Here is a 4,587-nt window from a genome sequence, read left to right on the forward strand (position 1 = left end):
AAGCTGATCGGCCGATCCACCGGCGCGGCCAGCTCGTTCACGGTGGCGATGCCGAGCTGCGGATAGATGAACAGCCACTTCCAGTCGAGCGCGACGACCTGGACCTGCAGCGGCTCGGTGCCGCCGGCGACCGGCTTGCCGGATGACAGCCGTTCGATCGACCGATAGGGGTCGAGCAGATGGGTGCCGGTCCAGGTGATGGCGCCGAGGCAGATGATGATCAGCAGCGGCGCGCCCCAGATCGCGAGCTCGAGCTGGGTCGAATGATCCCAGTCCGGCTCGTAGCGCGCTTCGGTGTTCGCGGCGCGATAGCGCCAGGCGAACAGCACGGTGAGCGCGAGCACGGGAATGATGATAAGAAGCATCAGACCCGTGGAAATCAACAACAGGTCGCGCTGCTGGGCAGCCACATCCCCTGCTGGACGAAGGACCACCGCCTGGCATCCGGACAGCAGCGCCAGGAGCGGAAGTGACACGATGGCGCGACGGATCGTCGACCGATTCAGAATTTTTTTGAAGGGCATGCGCATGATTTGGCGTTACGCTGGTCGGCCGGAAACCGACATTGGACATTTTGTCCAATCACGGCCCTGTCCCGAATGGCGTAGCCATGCACGGTCAGGAATGCCCGCAGGCCTTCTTCAAAACGATTGATTCAAGGATTGACGGCCGTCATGACCGCAGCGACCACCCAAGCCACGACGATGGAGCATGATGCCCGACGCATCAATTCCCGTCACGACCAGATCGCGCCCGGCGAAATCGCTATCGGCGTCATCATCGGCCGGACCTCGGAATTCTTCGACTTCTTCGTCTATGCCATCGCGTCGGTGCTGGTGTTTCCGAAGCTGGTGTTTCCCAATACCGATCCGCTGACCGCCACGCTGTATTCCTTCGCGATCTTTGCACTGGCGTTCGTGTCGCGTCCGTTCGGCTCGCTGATCTTCATGTGGGTGGACCGCGAATACGGCCGCGGCCTCAAGCTGACCATCGCGATCTTCCTGCTCGGCGGATCGACGGCCGCCGTCGCCTTCCTCCCCGGCCACGCCGAAATCGGCGCGTGGGCCGGCATCCTGCTGGCGCTGTTCCGGATCGGCCAGGGCGTGGCGCTCGGCGGCGCCTGGGACGGCCTCGCTTCGCTGCTCGCCTTGAATGCGCCGGAGGGCAAGCGCGGCTGGTACGCGATGATCCCGCAGCTCGGCGCGCCGATCGGCCTGATCATCGCCAGCGCGCTGTTCGCCTTCTTCATCACCAGCCTGTCAGCCGCCGACTTCCTGGAATGGGGCTGGCGCTACCCGTTCTTCGTGGCCTTCGCGATCAACGTGGTGGCGCTGTTCGCGCGGCTGCGCATCGTCTCGACGCCGGATTACGCCAACCTGTTCGAAAGCCGCGAGCTGCAGCCCTCTCCGGTGATCGAGACCATCCGCCACCAGGGCCGCAACATCGCGATCGGTGCGTTCGCCCCGCTGGCGAGCTTCGCGCTGTTCCACATGGTGACGGTGTTCCCGTTGTCCTGGGTGTTCCTGTTCACCAAGGAAGACCCGACGCGGTTCCTGCTGATCGAGATCGTCGGCGCCGTGGTCGGCATTTTCGCGACCATCGCGTCGGGCATGATCGCCGACCGGGTCGGCCGCCGCTCGCTGCTCGCCGTCTCTGCCGTCGCCATCGCGATCTTCAGCGGATTCGCGCCACAACTGCTCGACGGCGGCGCGGTCGGCGAAGTCGTCTTCATGGTCACCGGCTTTGCGCTGCTCGGCATCTCGTTCGGGCAGTCGTCCGGCGTGGTGTCGTCGAATTTCGGCAGCGTCTATCGCTACACCGGCGCGGCGCTGACCTCCGACCTCGCCTGGCTGGTCGGCGCCGGCTTCGCGCCGCTGGTGGCGCTCTATCTGTCCTATCATTTCGGATTGCTGGCCGCCGGCGCCTATCTGCTCTCCGGCGCGCTGGCCACCCTGGCGGCGCTGGGTATCAACCAGGAATTGGCCCGGAAAATCTCCTGACCGGCGCGATCGTTTCCGGACGCGCGGCACCACGCCGCTGCGTCCGGGGAACGAGAAGGCGCTGCGGGCCTCGTGATGCCCGATGCAGCGTGGTAGCGTATTGCCACCCTGCTACGGCAGCCGCTTCGCATCCGAGCGCGCAGCCATGCCCCCGTGCGTTCGGGACGTTTTGAGAGATCCAGTGCCTTTAAGTCCGAATCTGATCCAGGAAACCACCAACCGGAAAAACCTGCTGTTGCTGGTCACGCTGCGGTGGGTGGCGGTGATCGGCCAGGTCGGCGCGATCGCCATCGCCACGTTCTGGCTCGCGATCCCGCTGCCGATCTGGCAGATGGCGGCGATCGTCGCGTTTCTGATCGTGCTCAACCTGGTCACCTTGTACCGCTACGGCAGCGGCGCGCGCATCACCAATGCCGAATTGTTTGTCGAGCTTCTGCTCGACGTCGCCGCACTCACGGTGCAGCTCTATCTCAGCGGCGGCGCGACCAATCCGTTCGTGACGTTGTTCCTGCTGCAGGCCGTGCTCGGCGCCGTGCTGCTGCAACCCTGGTCGACCTGGACCATCGTCGCCGTCACCAGCGGCTGCTTCATCTGGCTTACGGTCTCGTACAACGAGATCGGCTTCGCGATGCCGAGCCATGGCCATGCGCAGACCCGCATCTTCGACCTGCATATCTACGGCATGTTCATCTGCTTCCTGCTCGCCGCGGTGCTGCTGGTGCTGTTCGTCACCCGCATCACGCGCAACCTGCGCGACCAGGACCTGCGGCTCGCCGAGCTGCGCCAGCAGTCGGCGGAGGAAGAGCACATCGTCCGGATGGGGCTGCTGGCGTCGGGCGCCGCGCACGAACTCGGCACGCCGCTGGCAACGCTGTCGGTGATCCTGAACGACTGGGAGCGGATGCCGCTGTTCCGCGCCGACGGCGAGATCGCTACCGAACTCGCCGAGATGCAGGCGCAATTGAAGCGCTGCAAGACCATCGTCTCGGGCATTCTGCGGCTGTCGGGCGAGGAGCGCGGCGAGGACTCCGAGCGCGCCAGCATTGTCGCGTTCATCGAGACCGTGGTCAACGAATGGGAAGACCATCGCGGCCCTGCCGAACTGGAATACACCAACCGCCTCGACGAGGATTTCCTCATCGCCTCCGACGCCTTGCTGAAGCAGATCCTGTTCAACGTGCTCGACAACGCTTTCGAGGCCTCACCGGCCTGGGTCGGCATCGACGTGTCGCGCAGCGGCGATCTGCTGGTGATCGCCGTCCGCGACGCCGGGCCCGGATTCTCTGTGGACATGCTGGCGGGGTTCGGCAAACCCTATCGCTCGACCAAGCAGCAACCCGGCAGTGGCCTGGGCCTGTTTCTCGTTACCAACGTGCTGCGCAAGCTCGGCGGCCACGCCTCGGCCCGGAACATCAGCAGCGGCGGCGCCGTGGTTGAACTGAGCCTGCCGATCTCCGCTTTGTCCATCGAGGCGCGCCATGGACGCTGAACACCTGGAAAGTGAAAAAGCGGAAGCCGAGCCGTCGCTGGTAATCGTCGAGGACGACGTCTCGTTCGCGCGGGCGTTGCGGCGTTCGTTCGAGCGGCGCGGCTACCGGGTCACGGTCTGCGGGCGCGCCGACGAGTTGACCGAATTGCTTCTGACCCACGGGCCGCAATTCGCCGTCGTCGATCTCAAGCTGATCGGCGGCTCCGGGCTAGAATGCGTCCGGATCCTGCATGCGCACGACCCGGAGACCAAGATCGTCGTCCTGACCGGATTCGCCAGCATCACCACGGCGGTCGAAGCGATCAAGCTGGGCGCCTGCCACTACCTCGCCAAGCCATCGAACACCGACGACATCGAGGCCGCGTTCGGCCGCGTCACCGGCGACAGCACCGTCCCGCTGACCGAACGCCCGACCTCGATCAAGAACCTCGAATGGGAGCGGATTCACGAAGCGCTGGTGGATTCCAATTTCAACGTCTCCGAAACCGCCCGACGGCTGGGCATGCACCGCCGCACGCTGGCCCGGAAACTGGCGAAGCGGCGGATGAGCTAGGGTGAGGATTGAAGCGGTGTGAACCCGTTTCCCGACGCGGTGCGGCATTCTTATGCCGCTCCGCAGATCCGGGATCCCGATTGAGCACAAGCGGGACCCCGGCTCTGCGGTGCACCACGCCGCCCCAGGATGCTTCGCATCGTCTGAGGCGGCGCAGTGCACCGCGTCCGGCGAACGCTCCATTGCTGCCCGCTATTCAGGCGGCGTGACCAAATTTCGACGTTGCCGGCCGCCCTATTTATTGTACTATTTGTCCACTTAATAGGAACTCGACGATCGGCGGCCCATGACTTCTGTCCAAAAAGACTACGACCTGTTCGACGCCGGCAACGTGACGCTGCAGTCGGGCGTGGTGTTTCCCGGCATGCGGCTGGCCTACAAGACCTTTGGCCGGCTCAATGCCAACAGAGACAACGTCATCGTCTATCCGACCTCGTTTGGCGCGCAGCACTTTGACACCGAGTGGCTGGTGGCTCCGGGCCAGGCGCTCGATCCGGAGCGCTACTTCATCGTGATTCCGAACCTGTTCGGCAACGGGCTGTCGT

Annotated in this window: 3 protein-coding genes and 2 pseudogenes; 4 read left to right on the forward strand and 1 reads right to left on the reverse strand. The window is 64.6% G+C overall.

What is annotated here, in order from left to right:
- A pseudogene (locus JWR89_RS22050) lies at positions 1 to 524 on the reverse strand (ubiquinol oxidase subunit II); the annotation flags it as partial.
- A gap of 180 nt (positions 525 to 704) precedes the next feature.
- Here JWR89_RS22050 and JWR89_RS22055 point away from each other — a divergent pair.
- From JWR89_RS22055 to JWR89_RS22070, 4 genes and pseudogenes are all read left to right on the forward strand, one after another.
- A complete protein-coding gene (locus JWR89_RS22055; protein ID WP_299720149.1) occupies positions 705 to 2,000 on the forward strand; it encodes an MFS transporter in 1,296 nt (431 codons plus the stop codon).
- A gap of 181 nt (positions 2,001 to 2,181) precedes the next feature.
- On the forward strand, positions 2,182 to 3,489 hold the full coding sequence (locus tag JWR89_RS22060) for an ATP-binding protein (protein ID WP_299720147.1): 1,308 nt from the start codon (positions 2,182 to 2,184) through the stop codon (positions 3,487 to 3,489).
- On the forward strand, positions 3,479 to 4,042 hold the full coding sequence (locus JWR89_RS22065; protein WP_299720148.1) for a response regulator transcription factor: 564 nt from the start codon (positions 3,479 to 3,481) through the stop codon (positions 4,040 to 4,042). Before JWR89_RS22060 ends, JWR89_RS22065 begins: the two co-directional genes overlap by 11 nt.
- Positions 4,043 to 4,328: 286 nt before the next feature.
- A pseudogene (locus tag JWR89_RS22070) lies at positions 4,329 to 4,587 on the forward strand (hypothetical protein); the annotation flags it as partial.

The sequence above is a fragment of the Tardiphaga sp. genome, from assembly GCF_028290785.1.
Taxonomy (GTDB): Bacteria; Pseudomonadota; Alphaproteobacteria; order Rhizobiales; family Xanthobacteraceae; genus Tardiphaga.

What these genes read in the sequence shown, in the direction of transcription:
- JWR89_RS22065 (WP_299720148.1), top strand. Translation starts at nt 3,479, where the DNA reads ATGGACGCTGAACACCTGGAAAGTGAAAAAGCGGAAGCCGAGCCGTCG.
- JWR89_RS22055 (WP_299720149.1), top strand. Translation starts at nt 705, where the DNA reads ATGGAGCATGATGCCCGACGCATCAATTCCCGTCACGACCAGATCGCG.